Source organism: Merdimonas faecis, from assembly GCF_001754075.1.
In the GTDB taxonomy this organism is placed as follows: Bacteria; Bacillota; Clostridia; order Lachnospirales; family Lachnospiraceae; genus Merdimonas; species Merdimonas faecis.
Genome location: NZ_MIEH01000009.1, coordinates 33926 through 55015 on the forward strand (window position 1 = coordinate 33926; position 21090 = coordinate 55015).

The following is a 21090-nucleotide window of genomic DNA, read 5'->3' on the forward strand; positions in this document are numbered from 1 at the left end:
CTTGTTATTCATGTATACGTTTGCTATAATTTTAACACCTGTTAAAATAACAATCAACATGTAAGAAAAATTGCGATATTTTGCACAGAAGGGGAAATTGAAATGTCAAAAATTGCGATTATGACCGACAGCAACAGCGGGATTATGCCTGCCGCCGGAAAAGAGGCTGGAATCCATGTAATCCCTATGCCGATCCTGATAGACGAGCAAACTTATTATGAGGGTCAGGATATTACTCCGGAAGAATTTTATGAAAGACTTTCTCAGGGAGTTTCGGCAACCACTTCCCAGCCGTCTCCAGGCATTATCATTGAAGCATGGAAAACTCTCCTGAAATCCTACAATGAAGTCCTGTACATTCCGATGTCCAGCGGCCTTAGCAATACCTGCCAGACGGCTGTCATGCTTTCACAGGAGGATGAATTTGCCGGAAAAGTTCATGTAGTAGACAACCACCGGATCTCTGTCCCGCAGGCACAGTCCGTCTATGATGCAAAGGTTCTTGCTGAAACCATCGAGAACGGTAGAGAAATCAAAGAAATTCTCGAAAAAGAAAGCCTGGATGCCAGCATCTATATTGCGGTAGATACCCTGGAATATTTAAAGAAAGGCGGACGTATCACTCCTGCCGCCGCTGCTGTAGGTACCGTCCTGAACTTAAAGCCGGTCCTCACCATCCAGGGAGACAAGCTGGATGCCTGTACCAAAACCCGTGGAATGAAGGCCGCCTTCAAAGCCATGTGCAAGGCTGTTGAAAAAGACATCCAGACCCGTTTTGCGGATCTTCACAGCCAGGGGCTGCTGAAAACGGGTATCGCTACTACCTTTACAGATCCGGAAAAGCTTTCCTACTTCCAGGAAGAAATGCGAAATCATTTCCCGGATATGGAGCTTCTTTCCGCTCCACTGACTATGAGCATCGGGTGCCACACCGGCCCTGGAGCCCTTGGAATCGGAGTATTCCGGGCGCATGTGTAAATTAAATAAAGTACAGTTAACGCCCCTGTTCTTCCAGCGTGGAAGTGCAGGGGCGCTTTAACTTTCTATCCAATTTTACACAAAAAAAAGACTGCCTCTGAATATTATTCAGGACAGTCTCTTCTATACGTGGGCGAGAGGATTCGAACCCCCGACCTTTTGGTCCGTAGCCAAACGCTCTATCCAGCTGAGCTACGCCCACAAAGCTGTGACTCATTCACAGCAAAATAAATTATATTCCAATTTTCTCTATTTGTCAACAACTTTTTTAATCATCTCCGTCATCATCATAACCACTGTCTCCAGCGTCATCTCCGTCGCTATAACCCGAATCGCCGCTGTACCCATTATCCCCATAGCTGTCATCTCCATAGCCGCTGTCGCCATCATCGACTTCTCCGGACGGCTGTACGCTTTGCTGTGTTTCCTGAGCCGGCCCTGGGATTGTAATAGATTCCGTTTCTTCTTGTATCATCTTTTCCGAGGCCGTAGAAATTACGATACTGATATCATACTCTGCCAGGTGTCCTTCCAGTTCCTCCTGTATTTCCCGTTCGGAAACCTGCACCCACTTGGCACTCTGTGCATCAGCCGTAATAACAATCTCTCCTCCGTTTGCCAAATAGTCCATCTCAATCGCCCGGTCCGCCAGTTCATCCGCTACTTCATATCTGTCTTTTCCCTCATATTCATATCCATCTATCAAGCTTTTCCCATCGGCATTTGTCCCGTTCAGTTCCACAACCCGGCCAGATCTGCTGACTTCCATCTCCACCCCGGGATTAATCTCCATCTGTATTTTACCATAGGGAACAAACACATACCTGTACTGTTCCACCCCAAAGATGGCCAGACAAATGCAGGCTGCCAGACTGACTGCCATCCGGATCCTACGCCTTCTTTTTGCTCTTGCATCCTGCGGGTACCGGAGCAGTACCGCCGACTCCAGCCGGTCACCTCTTTCATATCCACAATTAGCCGCCTTCACAAACCTTCCTTCATTATCTAAGAGAATCGCGTAGGCAGGATGTGTTTCCATAACTAAATAGGTTGTCTTCTTTTCCATTATTCTTCACCATTCTTTCTGCCCTGTTTCGATTTCCCACGGCGGTTTCCTTCTCTTTTGTCTGCCCCCTCAGAGGATGACATCTGATATAAATGACCTCTGATGATCTCATATCCGTTCGTAAAGGCCAGCAGCACCGCCACCAGATACTTCCGATGTCTTTCTAACGTCTTTTTCTCCACTCCGGATGCCGCTGCCAGCGCTGTCATCGGAAGCTTTTTGCTGTTTATCATTTCCTGCAAAAGCTCCGGTTCCAATCTGGCAGCTGCCAGCACTTTCTGACAGGCGGCAAAGGTTCTGGACTGACGCGGACAGTTGTCTGCCACATCAGAAAAAGAAAGGCCAAACTCCAACAGCTTTTTTTCAAACTCATCAATCTCTTCCCTGGCTGCATTTCTGTCGTGCAGATCCTGGATATGGTTTTTTGAATCTTCCAGCCGGTCGATCTTCAATGTTTCCGCATCGTCTTCCACCGGTTCATGCAGAGAGGACAGATTCGCATGTCTTTTCTCTTTCCGGTAATGGTCTATCAGACGGTTCCTGATTCCTCTTGCTGCATAGGATAAAAATACCCCTCTTCCTTTTTCGTATCCAAGAATAGATTCATAAAAAGCCAGCATCGCTATACTGAACTCCTCATCTCTGCCTTCTTCCGGCGGACGATGAAGAAATTTTGCCGTCTCCGACCGTATAAAGCCCATATACTGCCGTATCAGGCTGTCCGCTGCATCAGGATCAGATTTAGCTGCATATACCTTGTCTATGATCTCATGCCCTTCCCTCATTCGTTTGCCCTCCTCATTATATAGAATACGAAAAGCATGTTCTTCTTTTCGGGGTTAAAATGCACAATTATTTGTAAATATATCGTTTTCTTGTTAAATCTGCATTATGTCTTTGTAAAAACGGCGTAAATTATCTCATCCTAGCTATTCGTGAAAAAATATCTTAATTTTTTTGCTCAGACCCCGTTTTTTTCATCCCTGCCTCCGTATTCTCCACCATAACCAAACAAAAAAATTCTAAAGGAGCGAATGATTATGAAGAAAAAAAGTATAACCCTGACCTTAGCAGCCTTATTATCAATCAGCCTCATCGGCGGTATCCTCACAGGATGCAGCACAAAGCAGGCCTCTGCCAGCACCGGCACATCCACTGAAAACTCACAGCAGGCAGACGGCGGAGTTCTTACCTTAAAGGTTAATCCAGAGATTGACATTTCCTATGACGACGAAGGACTTGTCACAAAGGTGGAAGGTAAAAATGATGATGGAAATACGATTGTTGCAGAATATGCAGATTATAGCGGAAAGGATTGCCGTCAGGTAGTCAGCGACCTGGTAGCCAAGATCAATGAGGCCGGATATTTCGTTGAAGAGACCGATGGCTCGGCAAGGGAAATCACCCTGGAGATAGAAGCAGGTTCTGTACTGCCGGAAGAAAACTTTCTTAAAAACATCGTAGCCGGTATACAGGAGTACACCTCCGCACAAAATTTGACCTCCCCGGTAAATGTTAATGGCGAGAGCAACTACGGATGGTCAGACTACGGCGATACGGACTACGGCCCGGACAATGACGGCGTCACCGATTACAATGACACCGACTACAACGACACAGACTATGGAACCAATAATGATGGCGTTACCGATTATTCTGCACCGGCAGCTTCCCAAACACCGGCAGCTCCCCAGACATCAGCGCCGGCAGCTCCCTCCGGGGGGGATTCTGGCTATGATTCCGACTCAGACTCAGGATACGACGGGGACTCCGGCTATGACGATTAACAGGCCTCCCCTTAGATTCCGACATGAATATAAGCATTTGATCTCCCCTTCTGAAGACGCAGTCCTCTCCGGCAGGCTCGGCAGGCTTTTCCCCAGGGACAGCCATGCCGGGCCCTCCGGCACTTACCGGGTATGCAGCCTGTATTTTGATACTCCCGATGACCGCGCGCTGCGCCAAAAACTTAACGGCACAGACAACCGGGAAAAGTTCCGGATCAGATATTATGGAGATTCTGCAGATTTTTTCCGGCTGGAGAAGAAAATAAAGAAAAACACCTTATGTGCCAAACGATCTGCGAGCCTCACCGAAGAAGAGGTGCAGATGATCCTCGAGGGGAGGCATGATTTTCTTCTGGAAAGCCCGAATGGACTGCTTGTTGAGTTTTACAGCAAACTGAAGGGCCAGCTTCTGACTCCCCGTACAGTGGTCAGCTACGAAAGAGAAGCTTTTGTATATCCTCCCGGAAATGTACGGGTCACACTGGACCGCCATATCCGCAGAGGGCTGTCCCCGGAAAGATTCCTCTTTCCCCAAAGCCGGGAAATCCCCGCCGATCCCGGACATACCATATTGGAGGTCAAATACGATGCTTTCCTTCCGGATATCGTCCGAATGGCAGTACAGGTTCCGGGGCGTGCCGCCGGCGCCTACTCAAAATATGCAGCGTGCCGCCGCTGTGATTAACGAATTGTTTAAAAATGCCGCCCGGCAGGCGGCGGAACGGAGTACACTATGACATTTCAGGATATCTTCAGATCCAGTTTTCTGGAAAATGTAAGCGCCATTTCTGTTTTGGATATGGCACTTTCCATACTGCTGGCTTTTGCCCTGGGGCTTTTTATCTTCTATATTTATAAAAAAACTTATTGCGGGATCATGTATTCTGCCGGATTTGGAGTCACTCTGATCGCCCTTACCCTGATCACAACTCTCCTGATCCTGGCTGTTACAAGCAATATTATCCTGTCGCTTGGTATGGTTGGAGCCCTGTCCATCGTACGGTTCCGTACAGCCATTAAGGAGCCTATGGATATTGCCTTTCTCTTCTGGAGTATTGCAGCCGGAATCGTCCTTGCGGCCGGATTTCTTCCTCTTGCAGTATTTGGCAGCATGTTTATCGGTCTGGTTCTTCTGGTTTTTTCCAGCAGGAAGGACACAGACACTCCCTATATTCTTGTGGTACACTGTGCCAGCGATGAAGCAGAAGGGCAGGCGCTCTCAATGATCAAGGAACAAACGAAAGCCTGCGTTCTCAAAAGCAAGAGCGTATCTTCTGGCTGTATTGAACTGAACTATGAAATCCGCCTGACTGAAGGCGCCGCCTCTTTTGTCAACGACCTTGCCCGTATGGAAGGCGTCAGCCATGCGGTACTTGTTTCCTATAACGGCGATTATATGGGGTAAATACTATGATCCGTCACAGATATATCCATAAAATCTGCATATCTGCCATGATTGCGGCTGTCATACTGACGGCCCTGTTTATGCAGGGTGAATCACTTGGCATACAGCCTGTGAGTTCCTCTCCCGAATATGAGAGCCGCCTTTTTGACGACAGCAGGGTACATACCATTGACCTGCAGATTGATGACTGGAATACATTTCTTGAAGCTGCTCCCTTGGAAACTTACTTTCAATGTGATGTTGTCATAGACGGAGAATGGTTTCCTGATACAGGTCTCCGTGCAAAGGGAAATAATTCCCGGCGTCTGGTAGAGGAATATGGACTGGAAAGATACAGCCTGAAGCTGGAGTTTGACCATTTTCAGAAAGGCAATTCCTATTATGGACTGGACAAATTGTCTCTGGACGCCTCCTTTCAGGACAACAGCTACCTGAAAAATTATATTGCATACGATATGATGGAATACATGGAGGTGCCGTCCCCTCTCTGCAGTTACGCATGGGTTACGGTAAATGGAAAGCCGCATGGGCTGTTTCTTGCTGTCGAAGAACCGGAAGAAGCCTTTGCCAAAAGAAATTTCGGTCCCGGATACGGCCAGCTCTACAAGCCGGACTATAAATCATTGAGCGATGAAAATGCCGATGTGGCTCTCCAATACATTTCGGAGGATCCTGCCGATTATGACAATATCTTCCGCAATGCCAAATTCCAGCCCGACGACCGTGACAAGTCCCGGCTTATACAGGCGCTGAAAATCCTTGACACCGGGGAAGATCTGGGAACTGCCATCTGCACAGATGAGGTACTCCGCTACTTCACTGTCCAGGTCTTTTGTGTGAATCTGGACAGCTATCTGGGACGTACCGGGCACAATTACTTCCTTTACGAAGAAAACGGGCTTCTGCAGATCCTTCCCTGGGATTACAACCTGGCCTTTGCCACCTACTCGCTGGGCATGCCCGAACCAATCAATGACGCCGGGCTATATATCAACTATCCCATTGACACCCCCTCCTCCCGGGACGTCATGGTCAAGCGGCCCCTTTACCATAACCTGATGCAAAATGAACAATATTTTAATCAGTATCATGCTTACTTTGATAAGCTGATCCGTGAATATTTCGAAAGCGGGATGTTCGAAGAAAAAACCGCCCGGGCTATAAAAATGATTGCGCCTTACGTCAAAAAAGACCCCTCTGCCTTCTGCTCTTATGAAGACTTCCAGAAAGGTGCAGAAACCTTCCGTAATTTCTGCTTGCTGCGTGCCCAGAGCATCCGCGGGCAGCTGGACGGCACACTCCCGTCCACACATCTGGAGCAGGAAAGCTTTAGCGGTGAATATATCGATCCACAGAACATATGGCTTCCCGATATGGGAGAAATAGCGGATCTGGCAGATTAAATCAAAAATCTTTTCAAGAAGTACAGATTTTCTTAAGAAATTTTAGAAACTCTTCCAGATTCTGACATACTTCCGCCACAATTCTCCGCTATAATAAAATCATCAATTACAGAAGACGGTAGTCGTACTTAACCATTAAAACTTTTGTATGATTACCGGACTTCGCCTAACAATAACTAACATTTATATAGATTTATTTTTTCATCCCTCTTCCAGCCGGTGCTTGTTTGCACCGGCTTTTTTTCGCAAATTGGTACTTCCCTTTTCCTCCAGGTCTGTGCTATAATGAAATGCGTGGCTTGGAGACGTATCGAAGTGGTCATAACGAGCTTGACTCGAAATCAAGTTGTCGGGTAACCGGCACGTGGGTTCGAATCCCACCGTCTCCGCTTATATAAAACTCCCGGGGCTTTGACTGTCCCGGGAGTTTTTCATATGTCCGCTATTCCTCTCTCATAAAGAAATCTCACATGCTCATAGACCTCTGCAAAATCAATTACAAGCTCTCCGTCCCATATCCCTACCGGAATCTTCGCATCAAAGCCATAGATCACCGGATATTCCTCATGTTCAAAATCATAGACGATGACCTTCTTTTTCATGGGATCTATCATCCAATATTCCCGCACCCCTGCATTCAGATACTTATTGAGCTTGATCACAGAATCTTTCTTTTTTGTGGACTTCGACAGCACCTCAATGATAAAATCCGGGGCCCCATAGATACATCGGTTGATAATCTTGTCCCTGTCGCAGACAATGACCACGTCCGGCTCCACCATGGTCTTGTCATCGCCGTCCAGCTGTACATCAATAGGTGCGATCATTGGCAGGCATGTTCCTTTTTTATCCAGTACATGCTGCAGCATTTTGCTATGTATAAATCCTCCGATAATCTGGTGTGCAGAGGTCGGGGATGACATATCGTAGATGACCCCATCGATCAGTTCCACACGAATATCATCCGGAATCTTATAATAATCCTCCAGGGTATATTCCCCCTGCTTCTTGACAAAATAGGGTGCCGCTGATTCCCGCATGGTGGATGGCTGTTCCCCCAGCACCCGCTCCAGCGCCATGATGGTCTCATACCTTGGCGTCAGCGTAATACCTCCCAGGACCTTCTGCACGGTTCCAAGGGGCAGCCCCGACAGATCCGCGATCTGTGCATAGGTATATCCCAGTTCTCTTTTTCTCTCCTGCATCTCTTGAATTGTCATATCCCCATCCCCTTTCTATCCATATTATATCCTGATTTTACCCATTTTTCAACCTTATCATTTGATTATAACGCAAAAAATATCCAGATTTTATCCGTTTCATGTATACACATGAAAAACAGATAAATTCTGGATATTTCAGCAACGTATCTATATCAGAGCCTCTTTCAGTTCCTCTAATGTGCGGAAGACAATGTCTGCTCCGGCTTTCCGGAACTTTTCTTCTGTCTCTTTACATTTCGCCTCTTTTTCTTCCGGCGAAAGTACTTCGTACTCCTCTTCTGTCAGTCCCATCTCAGAGCTTCCCACGATAACGCCTGCAGACCACACGCCTGCATGCTTTCCTTCTTTGATATCGGACGCGGTATCGCCTACTTTCAGCACCTTTCTAACATCATCAATTCCAAGAGTCTCCATATTCCGGAATATCATATAAGGATAAGGACGTCCTTTCTGTCCGGTGGAGTCCGGACTGAACCAGCATTCCGGTTCGTAGCCCTTTTCTCTGGCGATCGGAATGATGATCTCCATCATCTTATCCGTATATCCGGTGGTAGAACCAATGCGGATTCCCTTTTCCTTCAGTGCATTTACCGTCTCTACTACGCCCGGCTTCGGATCCGCATACAGGTGAAGGATGCTTAAAAGCTTCTCTTCAAAGATGGAGAACAGCTGCTGTGCTTCTTCCTCTCCCGGCTCTTTCCCATATTTTTCCACCCAGCACTGATGGATGCGGGGCATCTTCAGCATGGTACGGATATGATCGATCTTCAGCATACCCATAGGTTCCCTGACTTCTTCCATTGTAGGCTCCACGCCATACTGTTTAAACACTTCTACGAATGCCTGCACCGGTGCAAAACATCCGAAATCAACTGTGGTGCCTGCCCAGTCAAATACGACTGCTTCAATCTGCTTAAGCGACAGATGATTCATGATTATACGCCTCCAAAAATTCTTTAATAATACTGCACACCTTCTCAATATCTTCCTCATAAATCTCACCGATATTTCCGATCCGGAAGGTCTCGCCCTCTGTCAGCTTGCCCGGGTAGATGGCATAGCCTCTCTCTTTGATGTACTCATACATCTGTGAGAATGTAAAGTGGCAGTTTTCCGGATAGAAGAAGGTGGTAATGATCGGTCCCTGCCATTCTTTATCCACATAGGAATGGATTCCCATTTCTTCCATCCTCTGAATCAGCAGGCGATTATTCTCATAATATCTTCTGCTTCTTGCTTCAATGCCGCCTTCTTCCTCCAGCTCCTTCATAGCCTGATAAAATGCCAGTACCACGTGAGTCGGAGAAGTAAAACGCCATTTGCCGTCTACATCCATAGTCTTCCACTGGTCATAGAGATCCAGAGACAGGCTTCTTGCATTTCCGGCGCTCGCGATCAGAAGATCCTTCCTTGCAATGATAAAGGTAAATCCCGGAACGCCCTGGATACATTTGTTGGCGCTGCTCACCAGGAAATCAATGCCCCAGTCCCCTACGGGAATATCTACGCCTGCAAAGCTGCTCATGGCATCTACGATAAATACCTTGCCTGCTTCCTTTGCTACTTTGGCCACAGACTGGATATCATTCAGAATTCCAGACGTAGTCTCGCTGTGTACCATCGCCACATGAGTGATTGCAGGATCCTGTTCGAGGATTTCCTTTACCTTTGCCGGATCCGGGATCTTATTACACGGCTCATGATAGATCGCATAGGACATTTTCGCATGCCTGACCATATCCTCCATACGCTCTCCGTATGCACCGTTTGCACAGATCAGTACCTTGTCATTTTCTCCCGGGATGCTGGTCAGTACAGACTCTACCCCAAATGTTCCGCTGCCCTGCATCAGGACAACCGTATAATCTTCCTCTGATACGTGGGCCAGCTCCAGAAGGCCTTTCCGGATCTCCTGAGTGATCTTTTTGTAATCATCATCCCAGGTACAGTGGTCAAACATCATTTCTTTTTTTACCGTGTCCGTTGTGGTCAGAGGTCCCGGTGTCAACAGTTTATAATTTTTCATTTTGTTACTTACTTCCTCTCTATTATTTTCTTGTATCGAAAATTGTATTTTTACTTACATTCCTCAGACAGTGCCTGATGCTGCTCCAGAAGATCTACCGTCAGAGGCTCTGAGAATACCTTCGGATTTGCAGATTTGTTTTCCGCATCTGTCTCTTCTCCGTTGTAAAGTGCCAGCGGATAGTAGGACTGAAGCTCTTCTCTTCCGTTTTCGATGATGCACTGTGCCATTTCCATGGCCTTATCTTTGCTCTCATCACCCTTATCTACTACTGCTACAGATTCCGTTAAACTAAAGGTTCCTTCTGCCGGATCCACATAGTCGATCGGCAGTCCATCCGCTTTATCGGCTACTGCCTGCTGTCTCAAACCAAATCCAAGCGCCACTTCTCCTGCACGGACTTTTTCCAGCGGCGTAGATCCAGAGTCCTCAATGTGGTCGCCTGCATTTTTGTAAATGCCGGTCAGGACTTCTTTTGCTCCGTCCTCTCCATACTCGGAGATCAGACCCTGGATCAACAGCCATGCTGTAGAAGAAGAAGCTATATCAGTAACGGAGATGAACCCTTCATATTCCGGATTTGCCAGATCCTTCAAGGACGCAGGCATCGGAAGGCCATTCTCCTCCAGAACTTCCGTATTTACAATGATCGTTCCTTCCTGTGCCGTGATCGGTGCACAGTAGGACGGGAATTCATCAATCGTATCTACATCGAATTCCAGATCCTTAAACATTTCGTTCTGCTCCTGAGCGCTGTCTACATAGAAGGTACTCATAGTTACCATATCTGCCTCGATATTCGTTCCTTCTGCCAGAAGCTTTCCTCCAAGTTCAGAGGTTCCAAAGGTCTGGAACACATACTGTCCCTCATATCCATTCTCATCCAGCGTATTCTTCATCGCTTCTACGGCCTCATCGTCCGCATTGGAGTAAATGATCACCTGATCCTCCGCGGAAGCTCCGCCGCCGCATCCGGTCAGTCCCAGTGCGCTGATGCCTGTTACTGCCGCAAGTGAAAATGCTGCTACTCTCTTTAATCCCATTTTTCTGATTTTTTTCATGTCTACTAAATTCTCCTTCCTCTGGCTTCTATTGGCCAATTTCTGAAATACAAATTTTGCGATTACATTCGTAAATAAGATCAAAAGCGACAAGATGAAAATCTCGTTATACTTATTGAAATACTGAAGCTCTTTGATCTTTGTTGTGATAACCATGGTCCGGGTTCCTGCCAGGAAGATCACGGCACTGACCGTTACCATAGCATTTACAAAGTAATAGCTGAACACTTCGATCAGTGTAGCCATCGCATTTGGCGTTACCACACGAACGATAGTTTTTGCCCAGTTGTCTCCCATGAGCATGGCTGTCGTCTCCCAGGAGGCATTCATCTTAGACAGCGAATTCTTCATCATCAGATATGGCGTCGAGAAGAAATGCACCATATTACAGATGATCAGAATCGCAAATGTATTCTGAAGGGAGGTACCGGAAAAGCAGAACAAATATGCAAGACCGATCACCATACCCGGAATTGTATTCGTAACCAGAGCAATACTCTCAATCACACCCTTCAGCTTTGCGTTTACTGTACTTCTTGCGGTAACCAGGGCTGCTCCATAAGACATCAGCGTTCCGACAAGCGCCGTTACCAGTGCCACCAGCAAAGAGTTGGTATAGACGCTGGATAATGTATAATCTGAGAACACTTCTCCAAGATGCTCTGTTGTAAAGTTCATACGGTAGGGCCACTCGTCCACAAAAGGCACTACAAAGATTACTACGAACACTGACAGCACACTGACCAGGATACCTCCGCTTACGATACTGAAGATCCAGTCTCTTGCCGGGCTTTTCTTCAGTTCGATCTGGGAGATCTTGTTATAGCGCACATTGTAACGCTCCAGGATCGTGAGCACCGTTATGCTGACAATAGAAGGCACCAGCATTACTAACGCTACCACGGCCCCGTTTCCAAAATCCGGTACGCTTCCCAGCATTTCCGTATACAGAACGCTTGCTACAACCTCATAGCTTCCCCCTACCGACGCCGGGATACCGAAATCAGTAAAGCACAGGAAGAATGTCTGGATAAAGGAAGTTGCCAGGGTCCCGAGCAGCGGCCTCAGGATCGTGATCTTAAAGGTCTGGAAAGGCGAATCCCCCATCAGTCTGGACACGATCATAAACTTCTTATCTATGTATCCCATGGTATTGTGGATCAGCATAAAGGATATGGGAAGTGTATAGATCACATATCCGATCAGAAGTCCATTGAATCCGTAGATATCAAAAAACTGCGTCCCCACAAGCCGGGTCAGCAGTCCCTGCTTCCCAAATGTATAAATGATCGCAAATCCATAAGTGATCGTCGGGATCAGCATCGGAATTACAGCCGCTCTTGTGATCAGTCCTTTATAACCCTTTCCGGTATTGGTGTAATGCACCGTGTATGCCAGGATAAATGCCAGGGTTGTTGTCAGCACCGCACTGCATGTGGAGATCACAAAGCTGTTTCCCAGTGCCTTTAAAAAATCTTCTCCGGTAAGGACTTCTGCATAGTTTGCCAGCGTCATCCCCGCCCCGCTGTCTGTCATGACAGATTTCATCAGTACCTGGATCATCGGCACCGCGAGGAAGGCCACAAAGAAAACTGCCAGCACAGTAAATATCAGTTTGATCTCTCTATTTCTTCTTGGCATGGCTCTTCTCCTCTATGATACCTGGACCTGCTCCTGAAACTGGGAGGCAAACAGGGTATAAATGTTATTTTTCTTAATTTCCAGCTGATTTAAGATAAATTTCTTTACAAAATTATCTTCCGGTGTATTAATGATTTCTTCCGGCTTTCCAAACTGTGCGATCTTTCCTTCATTAATAATCATGACCCGGTCAGAAAGAGTCAGCGCCTCTTCCGGATCATGGGTTACGATAATCGTAGTCAGGTGAAATTCCTTGGCGATTGTCTTGATCCGGTCTTTAATAGACTCTTTGATCACTCCGTCGAGAGCGCTTAAAGGCTCGTCGAGCAGCAGGATCTTCGGCTTCATCACCATGGTCCTTGCCAGCGCCACTCTCTGCTTCTGTCCTCCGGACAGCTGGCCGATCCTCTTATTTAGATGCTCCTCCAGCCCCAGCAGATGAATCAGGTCTTTTACCTCTTCTTCTGTGGAAATCTTCGGATTGTTCCGCAGGCCGTATGTAATATTCTGGTAAACATTTAAGTTCGGAAATAATGCATAGTCCTGGAACACAATGTTAAACCCTCTTTTCTCCATCGGAACTCTGGTCATGTCCTCTCCATTGTAGATAATGGAGCCTGAATCCGCATCAAGGATTCCCAGGATCAGATTTAATAAAGTAGTCTTTCCACATCCGGATGGTCCTAAGATTGAAACGATCTCTCCGTCTTCGATCTCCAGACTCATATTTTCCAGAACTGTTACACCGTCAAAACTCTTTTTCACATCTTTAAGTTCAAGCATGATCTAATCTCCTTCTCCTTTTTCACAATACATCATTCACAGTTTCTCTCGTCTGGACACCCCGGATTATAGCAATCTGATTTTCGTCTTTTCCATCATAAAAAAAGAAAGCCTGTGTAAAGAGATTGTAAACTTTACACAGGCTTAACATTCTGTTATTTGTAGAAATTCTACGTCTCGTACGCATGCTCCCGCACTACCTTCTCGCAGGAATCCAGCTGCCGGACATAATAGTCATAGTCCGATGCAATGATCCCCATATAGATCATATCTACGATCAAGAGCTGGCTGGCTCTGGAAAATATGGCATCTCCATAGAACAGCTGCTCCTGGCTGGTACAGATCAGATAATCTGCATATCTGCTGATGGGGGAATCCTTGAAATTTGTCAGCACGATCGTGGTAGCCCCCGCTTTTTTTGCCGTTTTCATCACGTCCACCGTATCCTTTGATGACCCGGAATAGGAGATTCCCACCGCCACGTCTTCACTGGTAAGGCTTCCTGCTGCAATCCTCTGGTAGTAATGATCTCCAAAATGCCGGCAGGAGAATCCCAGATAGAGCAGCTTGGCCACAAAATCCTGAGCCGTGACCTCAGAATTTTCCACACTGTAAATATCAATGATCCGGGCATGCTTGAGCACTTCTACGATCTGCTTATATGTCTTTACCGAAAAATTTTTCAGCGTCTCCTGAAGCATCCGCTCTGTCATAGCCGTCATATTCCGCGGAATATCCTCCAGTCTTTCACCCTTGTGCAGCGGATAACCGTAAAGAGGTGTAGTTCTCCCCTCTCCTTCTTCATCCCTGGCATACTCTCTTAACAACTGGTCGCGGAACTCCCGGTATCCTTTAAACCCCAGTGCCTTTAACATGCGGATTACCGTAGGCTGGCTGACCTCAGCCTCATTTGCCAGGCGGTCCAGCGACAGCTCCCGCACGTGATTCAGATGATCCAGAATATAATCCGCCGCCCTCTGCTCCGATTTCCGCATGTCTCCGTAGCCGCTGCGGATCCTCTGTTCTATCGTCTTCTGCATAACAAACTCCTTGTAGATTTTCTACACATTTTCTGCTTTTGGACCTTCGTCCTTCTTCCTTCATTCTAGCAGAAAACGCTTCCGTCCGTCTCCCCTGGTTTTTGTTAAATCTTTGTAAAAGCAGCTCCTTTTACTGCTCCATCCAGGCGTAGACCCCGGCTGATATCTCCTGGATCAGTGCCGCGGCCGCCTCTGTATCCGTAAGTCCTTCTGACATTACACACAGGATATAGTCGCCCGACTCTCCGAACACGATAGCCGCATCATGCTGACAGGTGTCCGTCTCCCCGGTCTTATTTGCCACGGTTACATGTTCCGGTACTCCGGCCGGAATTTTATAATCCCGTTCCTGCCCCAGCAGCAGCATGAGCATATCCTGGGATGCTGTCTCCGACACAGCCTCGCCCCGATAAATAGCTTCCAGAAGCTGCCCGCAGTCTCTGGCGGATGTATGGTTCTTCTCCTCTGAAATTCTTTCTTCCTCTGTCGGCGAAGGTTCCAGCGTATGATAGATACCGGTATCCTCATATCCTTCCTCCTCCAGCCAGTCATTGAGATCCACACAGCCTTCTGAAAAAGATCGTCCTTCATTCTGAATGCGTACCAGCTCATTAAAGGCTTCATTATCCGACACCTGGATCATATCTGTCAGCACATCTACAATCTTCTCCTGACTCTGTGCCAGATCTCCGGTATACCGCATATCATTTTCCAGGACCGTGTCATAATCTTCATAAGTTTTCTCCATGACGAACAGCTTGATCAGGCTGGCCGCATACATCTCCTGATGATTCATGGAGAGCTCCTCATCTGTTTCCAGATCCTTTATGTAAATGCTCCAGGTCCCCTCCTGTCCATAAAGCAGTTGTTCCAGCATGATCCTCAAAGGATAGAGTTCCTCCGTCATCCCCGAATCCCCGGGATATTCTATCACCTTCTGAACCTCTGCCCTCGCCTTCGGATCTTCTTCTGTTAACGCCTGTGCAAGGCATAAAAAAAAGAGCAGCAGTATGAAAGCTGCAGAAACCAAACGTTTCTGCAGCGATATCAGACTGTCTCCATTGTATCTGTCAGCAGACTTTGACATGGCTTTCCTCCTGTAAAATCACTGCTGACTATTATACTATTTTTTCTATTTTCAAACAAGTCCCGCTTACTTATGCATCCTTTGCAGCTTATATTCTGCTCTCTGCGTATATTCCCGGGCCTCCTTCTGCCACTGTGAATATTCCGGATCCTCCCGCCGGTCCGGCAGATCAAACGTCTCCTTCCAGATTCTGCCCAGGTACTCTGTCACCTTATCCGCTCCTGCGAGGTTCAGATGATCCCCCCGGTCCATCGTATCCATCTCCCAGTCAATCCCTATCTTTTTTGCCTTCAGGTTCAGATCTTCATAGGGAACCCCAATTTCTCGGGCATACTCCTTCAATGCATTATGCCGTCGATAATTATAATTTACCGGAGACGGGGCACTGTATAAGAAAAATGATACCTCCTTTTCCTTGCACAGTTCCAGGATTTCGTCCATATAATGCTTCACCATTTCTGAAATCCTGTCTTTTTCCTTGGTTTCCTTCATATATTCTCCGCCCTTATAGGACTCCACCGTCTCCCGAAGCATAAATCCTTTAAAGCTCTCTTCGGCATATTCTTTTCCAAACAATACCGGCTTCCAGAAATCATGGTACCGGAAGATCGGAAAATAATAGTTTGCTTTCTGGATCAGGCCTTCCTGTATTCCCTTCACTCCTTTCTGCTCCCGAAACAATACATTGGTCTCCAATACTACGATCTTTGGCGACTGGTTCTGAAGTGCGGTCCGCAGCATATAGTAAGTCTCCTGGATGTTCTGACCTGCCTGTCCTCCGATGTATGCCGCTGTTCCGTACTGGTTCCACAGTTTTACGGTAGAGACAGAAGTATAGCTCTCACTGTCTCCAAGCACCAGAACATCAACCGAATCCTCCTTCTCATTCTGGATTCCGGCAATACTTTTGTTCCTGCTCTGGATCAGGTCGCTCCCGGATTTTACAAGCACATTCACGATCTGGGACAAACCATAAAGCATCAATATCAGTATAACAAAAAACAACACACATCTTCTAAAAGCCCGCATATATCAAATCCACCTGCTGATAGCCCACGCCATAAGCGCCAAAGATAAGCACCGCCAGGATCAGGCCGTAATAAATAGCCCATCTGACCGGAAGCTTTAAGTTCCGAAGCATGTGTCCATCCAGCAGATTCCTTTCTCTTAAAATTCCCACCAGTCCTACGACGGCACAGCCGTACAAAATCACTACATAGTCCGCCGTGTCAAGCCCCAGGGTCATAAGATTGCCCGACGGCCTGCCAAACATACTCTGGAACATCTGTATGCCCGCCCGCAGTCCATTTGCACGGAAAAACATCTCGCCGATGATAATGATGATCCATGTTTTTCCAATCTGCAGGGCTTTGAACCAACTGGCATCTTCGTTAATGTGGAGTGTCTTTATGATCTTATTTCTTACTGGCTCTGCCATAATACCGGCCATCAGGACCGCAAAATAATACATGCCAAAGAAGATATAACTCCACCTTGCGCCATGCCATAATCCATTTCCCAGCCATACCGGAAATAATGCCATCGCAGAGGCACCTGCTTTTGTGATATATTTCCCGAATTTTTTCCTGCCGTACCGGTTCCACTTTTTAACGGGTCCGGATACAGATACCGGGAAAAACACATACGCCTTGAACCATTCTCCAAGCGTAATGTGCCACCGCCGCCAGAACTCGGCGGCATTTCTGGAGGCAAAGGGCTGACGGAAGTTTTCCGGAAGCTTTACTCCAAACATTCTGGCGCTTCCGATCACAATATCAATACATCCTGAAAATTCCATATACAGCTGTGCTGTATATGCTGTTGCCGCTATGAACACGATCACGCCTCCGAAATTTTCGTGGTTATCAAACACAGCCTGCACCAATGTATACAGACGGTCTGCAATGACAATCTTCTTAAATAGTCCCCAGAGGATTCTTACAGCGCCAGATGACAGATTCTCAAGCCTCAGAGGATCGCATCTAAAGATTGCCTCTGCTGTCTGTCCATAAGTGCTGATCGGTCCTTCCATGATCTGTGGAAAAAAGCCCAGAAATAATGCAAGTTTCATCAGATTCTTCTCTGCCGGGATTTTTTTCCAGTATACGTCGGCTATATAGCTTATTGCCTGCAGCGTATAAAATGATATTCCTATCGGGAGCAGCAGATGCCGTGCCGGGATTATCATTCCACTTCCTGCTGCCTCCAGCATACGGCTTATATTCTCTGCAAAAAAGTTATAGTATTTCAGATATCCCAGGACTCCCAGAAGCAGCAGGACTCCGCCAGCCAGCACCAGACGCTTTTTCTTTCTGCTTTCCTGAAGTTCCAGACAGATCCCGATATAATGAGTAAATATCGTGGTTCCGATCAAATAGAGCACAAGCTTCCCGCTGATAGACCAGAAAAAAAGATATCCGGCCCCTAAGAGTACTCCCCGCCGGAATTTCCTTGGCGCGATCTGATAGATCAAAAGGAGGATCGGCAGAAACAGAAACAGGTATGTAGGTTTATGGTATGCCATCTTACAGTTTCTCCTGCAGCCTGGTTATCATATCCCAGATTGCATCTACGCTGTTAAAATTCTCCGGGATCATCTCTGCTGCTTCGATTTCTACCCCGTATGCATCTTCCAGGTCACTGATCAGCGTGATCACACAGAAAGAATCCAGGATACGTTCATCCACAAGCCCTTTTTGCTCCTTCCAGTCTATGCTGTCATCAATGTCATTTAAAATATCTAACAATGTATCTTTTGTGTTCATTATAATCTCCTCTCCATATTCCATATATAAGTCGGCTGACTATCTCTTGCCAGCGTATAGCCTTCTTTTTTGCTGTAAAAAATGATCCTTGGAAGCGCATGGCTCAAAAACAGCCCCATTCCTTCTGTCATAGCATAGGCACCGGTTTTTTCAAAAGCCAGGATACTTCCTTCTTTCAAATTCCTGAGTTTTATCTTTTGTACCAGAATATCATTGACTGTACACAATGCCCCGCAGACGCACCACTCTTTTGCAGGATCTTCTCCATCTTCCGCCTGCCGGTGCCCGTTCATTTCGCCCAGCACCTGCAGGCTCGGAGGATACATGCCCCGGATCTGGCCGTCGTAATGGATCTGATGAATCCCGCCGTCCACGATACAGTAGTTTCTTCCTCCGTTTTGTTTCGTATCTTTCACGGTAGTCAGGTAGGTTCCACAGGAGGCCGCCATGGCTCTTCCCATTTCCAGGGTCACCTTTCCCTTCCAGCGAAGCTCTCCGATAGCCCGGGACAATTCCCGGATCTCTTCCCGGATACAATCTTTTTGCCCGTCAAAGTAGGCAACGGCAAGACCGGGGCCAAACTCCAGTTCCTCTAGCTGTATCCCATACTCTTTTTCCAATCTCTTTAACAGATCATCCAGCTTTCTCAGTTCTCCCACCGTTTTTGCAATCTGCTTCTGCGTCCCGGAAAAATAATGGATTCCCTGGATCTTCAGGTAAGGATGATTCTGAATCTTCTGCAGGAGATGTATAAGCGTATCCTCATCCATGCCAAACTGATTCCCACTGCTAAGCCTCAGTAAAATCCGGATCTTTTTTTCCCTCTGTCTGCTCCAGGATTCCAGGTAATCGGCCTGCCGCATGGATTCTACCGTATAAAGACTGTCTTCTCCACAGTATCCCAGGATCTCAGCCAGGTCCTCCGGGCTTTTCATCACCCCGGAGATCAGCATCTTCTTCGGCTCGATCCGTTTCTCGCGGCAAATCTGAAATTCTCCCATGGAACATATCTCGATCCGGTCCGCTTCTTTCTCCGCCCGGTCTGCCAGAAAGGGATTGGCTTTCATCGCATAGCAAAGCCCCACGTCTTTTCCAAAAGAGTCTCTGAGATTTCTGATCGTCTGCCTGAAACAATCTGTATCGAAGATATAGGCCGGCGTCCGGTACATTGCCGCGCAGGATTCTAATAATTCTTTTTTCATGCCCGTTCCTCCCTGATCCAGTTCCGGAAATACTCCCGGTTCAGCTTACCGTTTTTATTCAGCGGAATCTCTCTTACCCGGACGATCCGTCCCGGAGACATGTAGACCGGCAGTTCTGTCTTAACACCGCGCCGGATATCTGCCGGTTCTACATTTCCCACGTAGAATGCCACGATCCGGCTCTTTTTTTCATCTAAAACACAGCAACTCCTTACAAGTCCCCGTATTTTTTCCAGTCTCCTTTCTATTTCTTCCAATTCTATACGGTGTCCCATATGCTTGATCTGGAAGTCCTTTCTGCCTCCAAAATACAGTTCTCCTTCTTCTCCGTAACAGCCCAGATCTCCGGTCCTGTAACAGCGCTTTTTTTCACCGTTCTTTGCCGTATAAATAAAAAATCGTTTATCCGTCTCTTCCTGATTATGATAATAGCCCTCTGACAATGATTCTCCCGCAACGCAGATTTCTCCCATTGCTTTCGTTTCCCTGATTTCTTTCCCCTTCTCATCCAGCAGAAACACCTCTCTGCCCGGGAACGGATGCCCGATCGGAAGTTTCCCTTCCTGCTGTCTCTGCCCCGGTATCCGGTAATAAGTACAGTTACAGGTAATCTCTGAGGGGCCGTACAGGTTGATAAATTCCGTGTCCGGCAGTGCCTCCATCCATCGTTTCAGCTGTCCTTCAGGCATAACCTCTCCACTAAACAGGATTTTTCTCACGGTCTCCGGTTTCTTGTAATCCAGTCCTTTCAGCGAAGACAAAAGACAGAGTGCGGATACCGCCCAAGTCATGATTGTAATCTTTTTCTCGCAGAGGTGATCCAGCAGTACTGACGGAGTCATAAACATTTTTCTTGGGATCAGCACCAGTCTGGCTCCGGTCATCATACTGGAATAAATATCCTTTACAGATACATCAAAATCAAAAGGCGCCTGATTCGCAATCCGATCCTGATCCATGATCTCAAACATTCTGGTAAAATGTGTAATAAACCGAATCACCGCCTGATGGCTTACGGTAATTCCTTTTGGCTTTCCCGTAGACCCTGAGGTAAAAATTCCATACAAAAGATCACTTCCACAGCTGTTCTCCCTTATACGCCTAAGCTTCTCCTCCTGGATCTTTTCCTGGAACAAATCCTTCAAAAGCTCACAGCCGCCTCCGTATCCTGCTTCGTTAAGCAGCGGAAGATTTCCTTCCTCCGTTACCACCAGCGACGGTTCCAATACCTGAAGGATGTCCCGGATCCGGGCAGCCGGCTGGGACGGATCTATGATCACATAAAAGCATCCTGCATATACCGCTCCATACATTGCCGCAAGGACAGGTCCGCTTTTTTCCATTAAAAACACGATTGGCTTTCCCTCTTTCACAGTCCTGGAAAACGCAGTTCCAAATCTCATGGAAAGCTCCTTTAGCTCTTTCCAGGTCAGAATGATCTGCCCGTCATCTACAGCCACCTGATCCGGATATCTGTCCACCGTCCTCTCTAAAAATTCCAATATATTTTTCTCTTTCATTCTACACCTGCACTTTCTTTTCGATCCCCACGGGACCTTTGATCTTACAGGTATTATTCTGAAAGCAAAATCTTACACAGATATAAATGATAGCTTAATTCTT

The 21090-nt window shown here is 47.0% G+C and carries 19 protein-coding genes and 2 tRNA genes; 6 read left to right on the forward strand and 15 right to left on the reverse strand.

What is annotated here, in order from left to right:
* The first annotated feature begins 102 nt into the window (after positions 1–102).
* Positions 103–978 carry a DegV family protein gene (locus BKD12_RS04430; RefSeq protein ID WP_070088122.1) on the forward strand — a complete coding sequence of 292 codons (876 nt, stop codon included), beginning with the start codon at positions 103–105 and terminating at the stop codon, positions 976–978.
* Positions 979–1106: 128 nt separating this feature from the next.
* On the opposite strand, the gene BKD12_RS04435 is transcribed toward BKD12_RS04430, so the two are convergent.
* From BKD12_RS04435 to BKD12_RS04445, 3 genes are all read right to left on the reverse strand, one after another.
* Positions 1107–1180, reverse strand: a tRNA-Arg gene (locus tag BKD12_RS04435).
* A gap of 66 nt (positions 1181–1246) precedes the next feature.
* Entirely contained in the window at positions 1247–2044 is a 798-nt protein-coding gene (locus BKD12_RS04440; protein WP_070088123.1) for an anti-sigma-I factor RsgI family protein, read from the reverse strand.
* The gene (locus BKD12_RS04445) at positions 2044–2829 is read right to left on the reverse strand and encodes a sigma factor (RefSeq protein WP_070088124.1); all 786 of its coding nucleotides are present in this window, start codon (positions 2827–2829) and stop codon (positions 2044–2046) included. Before BKD12_RS04445 ends, BKD12_RS04440 begins: the two co-directional genes overlap by 1 nt.
* A 255-nt stretch (positions 2830–3084) precedes the next feature.
* On the opposite strand from BKD12_RS04445, the gene BKD12_RS04450 reads away from it, so the two are divergent.
* From BKD12_RS04450 to BKD12_RS04470, 5 genes are all read left to right on the forward strand, one after another.
* A complete protein-coding gene (locus BKD12_RS04450; RefSeq protein WP_070088125.1) occupies positions 3085–3831 on the forward strand; it encodes an anti-sigma-I factor RsgI family protein in 747 nt (248 codons plus the stop codon).
* Positions 3821–4516 carry a polyphosphate polymerase domain-containing protein gene (locus BKD12_RS04455; RefSeq protein ID WP_070088126.1) on the forward strand — a complete coding sequence of 232 codons (696 nt, stop codon included), beginning with the start codon at positions 3821–3823 and terminating at the stop codon, positions 4514–4516. Before BKD12_RS04450 ends, BKD12_RS04455 begins: the two co-directional genes overlap by 11 nt.
* 48 nt (positions 4517–4564) lie before the next feature.
* Positions 4565–5236, forward strand: a complete 672-nt coding sequence (locus BKD12_RS04460; RefSeq protein ID WP_070088127.1) for a DUF4956 domain-containing protein — start codon at positions 4565–4567, stop codon at positions 5234–5236.
* Between the two features lie 5 nt (positions 5237–5241).
* On the forward strand, positions 5242–6639 hold the full coding sequence (locus BKD12_RS04465; protein WP_070088128.1) for a CotH kinase family protein: 1398 nt from the start codon (positions 5242–5244) through the stop codon (positions 6637–6639).
* Positions 6640–6940: 301 nt separating this feature from the next.
* Positions 6941–7028 (forward strand) — tRNA-Ser (locus tag BKD12_RS04470).
* A 42-nt stretch (positions 7029–7070) separates the two neighbouring features.
* Here the strand turns inward: BKD12_RS04470 and BKD12_RS04475 are convergent.
* The 12 genes from BKD12_RS04475 to BKD12_RS04530 all read right to left on the reverse strand — a co-directional run bounded on the left by BKD12_RS04475 (position 7071) and on the right by BKD12_RS04530 (position 20969).
* Positions 7071–7859, reverse strand: a complete 789-nt coding sequence (locus BKD12_RS04475; protein ID WP_070088129.1) for a Uma2 family endonuclease — start codon at positions 7857–7859, stop codon at positions 7071–7073.
* A gap of 150 nt (positions 7860–8009) precedes the next feature.
* On the reverse strand, positions 8010–8795 hold the full coding sequence (gene phnX, locus BKD12_RS04480; RefSeq protein WP_070088130.1) for a phosphonoacetaldehyde hydrolase: 786 nt from the start codon (positions 8793–8795) through the stop codon (positions 8010–8012).
* Positions 8776–9888, reverse strand: coding sequence for a 2-aminoethylphosphonate--pyruvate transaminase (locus BKD12_RS04485; RefSeq protein WP_070088131.1), 1113 nt, complete (start codon positions 9886–9888; stop codon positions 8776–8778). Before BKD12_RS04485 ends, phnX begins: the two co-directional genes overlap by 20 nt.
* Positions 9889–9938: 50 nt before the next feature.
* The gene (locus BKD12_RS04490) at positions 9939–12590 is read right to left on the reverse strand and encodes an extracellular solute-binding protein (protein WP_070088132.1); all 2652 of its coding nucleotides are present in this window, start codon (positions 12588–12590) and stop codon (positions 9939–9941) included.
* Between the two features lie 12 nt (positions 12591–12602).
* Positions 12603–13373 (reverse strand): ABC transporter ATP-binding protein, encoded by a 771-nt coding sequence (locus tag BKD12_RS04495; RefSeq protein WP_070088133.1) that lies wholly within the window; start codon positions 13371–13373, stop codon positions 12603–12605.
* 170 nt (positions 13374–13543) lie between these two features.
* Positions 13544–14413 (reverse strand): MurR/RpiR family transcriptional regulator, encoded by an 870-nt coding sequence (locus BKD12_RS04500; RefSeq protein WP_070088134.1) that lies wholly within the window; start codon positions 14411–14413, stop codon positions 13544–13546.
* Between the two features lie 130 nt (positions 14414–14543).
* Complete coding sequence (locus BKD12_RS04505; RefSeq protein ID WP_070088135.1) at positions 14544–15500, reverse strand: serine hydrolase; 957 nt, start codon at positions 15498–15500, stop codon at positions 14544–14546.
* A 66-nt stretch (positions 15501–15566) separates the two neighbouring features.
* The gene (locus BKD12_RS04510) at positions 15567–16481 is read right to left on the reverse strand and encodes an SGNH/GDSL hydrolase family protein (RefSeq protein WP_242872704.1); all 915 of its coding nucleotides are present in this window, start codon (positions 16479–16481) and stop codon (positions 15567–15569) included.
* Between the two features lie 34 nt (positions 16482–16515).
* A complete protein-coding gene (locus tag BKD12_RS04515) occupies positions 16516–18024 on the reverse strand; it encodes an MBOAT family O-acyltransferase (protein ID WP_070088137.1) in 1509 nt (502 codons plus the stop codon).
* A gap of 1 nt (position 18025) precedes the next feature.
* Complete coding sequence (locus BKD12_RS04520; protein WP_070088138.1) at positions 18026–18265, reverse strand: acyl carrier protein; 240 nt, start codon at positions 18263–18265, stop codon at positions 18026–18028.
* A complete protein-coding gene (locus BKD12_RS04525; protein WP_070088139.1) occupies positions 18265–19467 on the reverse strand; it encodes a diaminopimelate decarboxylase family protein in 1203 nt (400 codons plus the stop codon). The genes BKD12_RS04520 and BKD12_RS04525 overlap by 1 nt, the downstream gene beginning before the upstream one ends.
* Entirely contained in the window at positions 19464–20969 is a 1506-nt protein-coding gene (locus BKD12_RS04530) for an amino acid adenylation domain-containing protein (RefSeq protein ID WP_242872705.1), read from the reverse strand. The genes BKD12_RS04525 and BKD12_RS04530 overlap by 4 nt, the downstream gene beginning before the upstream one ends.
* Positions 20970–21090: the final 121 nt, after the last annotated feature.

Bases quoted from the DNA above. Each gene is read 5' to 3' on its own strand.
- BKD12_RS04525 (WP_070088139.1), bottom strand. From the start codon at position 19,467: ATGAAAAAAGAATTATTAGAATCCTGCGCGGCAATGTACCGGACGCCG.
- BKD12_RS04465 (WP_070088128.1), top strand. From the start codon at position 5,242: ATGATCCGTCACAGATATATCCATAAAATCTGCATATCTGCCATGATT.
- BKD12_RS04515 (WP_070088137.1), bottom strand. From the start codon at position 18,024: ATGGCATACCATAAACCTACATACCTGTTTCTGTTTCTGCCGATCCTC.
- BKD12_RS04455 (WP_070088126.1), top strand. From the start codon at position 3,821: ATGACGATTAACAGGCCTCCCCTTAGATTCCGACATGAATATAAGCAT.
- BKD12_RS04490 (WP_070088132.1), bottom strand. From the start codon at position 12,590: ATGCCAAGAAGAAATAGAGAGATCAAACTGATATTTACTGTGCTGGCA.
- BKD12_RS04505 (WP_070088135.1), bottom strand. From the start codon at position 15,500: ATGTCAAAGTCTGCTGACAGATACAATGGAGACAGTCTGATATCGCTG.
- BKD12_RS04485 (WP_070088131.1), bottom strand. From the start codon at position 9,888: ATGAAAAATTATAAACTGTTGACACCGGGACCTCTGACCACAACGGAC.
- BKD12_RS04450 (WP_070088125.1), top strand. From the start codon at position 3,085: ATGAAGAAAAAAAGTATAACCCTGACCTTAGCAGCCTTATTATCAATC.
- BKD12_RS04460 (WP_070088127.1), top strand. From the start codon at position 4,565: ATGACATTTCAGGATATCTTCAGATCCAGTTTTCTGGAAAATGTAAGC.
- BKD12_RS04520 (WP_070088138.1), bottom strand. From the start codon at position 18,265: ATGAACACAAAAGATACATTGTTAGATATTTTAAATGACATTGATGAC.
- BKD12_RS04430 (WP_070088122.1), top strand. From the start codon at position 103: ATGTCAAAAATTGCGATTATGACCGACAGCAACAGCGGGATTATGCCT.
- BKD12_RS04510 (WP_242872704.1), bottom strand. From the start codon at position 16,481: ATGCTTTATGGTTTGTCCCAGATCGTGAATGTGCTTGTAAAATCCGGG.
- BKD12_RS04440 (WP_070088123.1), bottom strand. From the start codon at position 2,044: ATGGAAAAGAAGACAACCTATTTAGTTATGGAAACACATCCTGCCTAC.
- BKD12_RS04445 (WP_070088124.1), bottom strand. From the start codon at position 2,829: ATGAGGGAAGGGCATGAGATCATAGACAAGGTATATGCAGCTAAATCT.
- phnX (WP_070088130.1), bottom strand. From the start codon at position 8,795: ATGAATCATCTGTCGCTTAAGCAGATTGAAGCAGTCGTATTTGACTGG.
- BKD12_RS04495 (WP_070088133.1), bottom strand. From the start codon at position 13,373: ATGCTTGAACTTAAAGATGTGAAAAAGAGTTTTGACGGTGTAACAGTT.
- BKD12_RS04500 (WP_070088134.1), bottom strand. From the start codon at position 14,413: ATGCAGAAGACGATAGAACAGAGGATCCGCAGCGGCTACGGAGACATG.
- BKD12_RS04475 (WP_070088129.1), bottom strand. From the start codon at position 7,859: ATGACAATTCAAGAGATGCAGGAGAGAAAAAGAGAACTGGGATATACC.